The sequence below is a fragment of the Flavobacterium sp. SOK18b genome (assembly GCF_014156605.1).
Lineage (GTDB): Bacteria > Bacteroidota > Bacteroidia > Flavobacteriales > Flavobacteriaceae > Flavobacterium > Flavobacterium tiangeerense.
This window is the reverse complement of sequence record NZ_QKNZ01000135.1, coordinates 1-545: the sequence shown is the minus strand read 5'-3', so window position 1 is coordinate 545 and position 545 is coordinate 1. Positions and strand designations below refer to the sequence as shown.

Below are 545 nucleotides of genomic sequence, written 5' to 3'. Positions count from 1 at the left end.
TTAGCATCTATACTCAATGGACCACTTGTTACTGGTGTTACATCGGTATTAGCTGGTGACGCTGGTACGCCATTAACCGTATCGTTTGATGTTACATTACCGCCTGTTGGTGGAAATGTAATGTTATTGGCAACAATGATATTGTTTACTACAACCGTTACTGTAGCTGTGGTACAGTTTGCAGGTGTCATTCCTGTTTGACAAATTTCATAAACGATAGTGTAGGTACCACTTGGTGTGTTTGGTGCTACTGTTACATTTCCAGCAGCATCTATACTTAATGGCCCATTATTTACTGGTGTCACAATAGTATTTGTCATGGTTGCAGGTGCTCCATTTACACTATCATTTCCTAACACATTCCCTCCTGTTGCTGTAAAAGTATCATTACTCGCAATTAATGGATTTACATAATTAACTGTGGCGGTGGCTGTTGTACAATTTACTGGTATTGCTCCTGCTTCACAAATTTCATACTTGATGGTGTACATACCATTTGGTGTGTTTGGTGCCACTGTTAAATTTCCATCTGCATCAATACTCAA

Annotated in this window: 1 protein-coding gene; it reads right to left on the bottom strand. The window is 39.3% G+C overall.

Going from position 1 to position 545, the window contains the following annotated elements; all coding sequences use genetic code 11:
• Positions 1-545 (bottom strand): Ig-like domain-containing protein (locus DNC80_RS14900; RefSeq protein ID WP_182651889.1); only part of this gene is annotated, 545 nt, incomplete at both ends.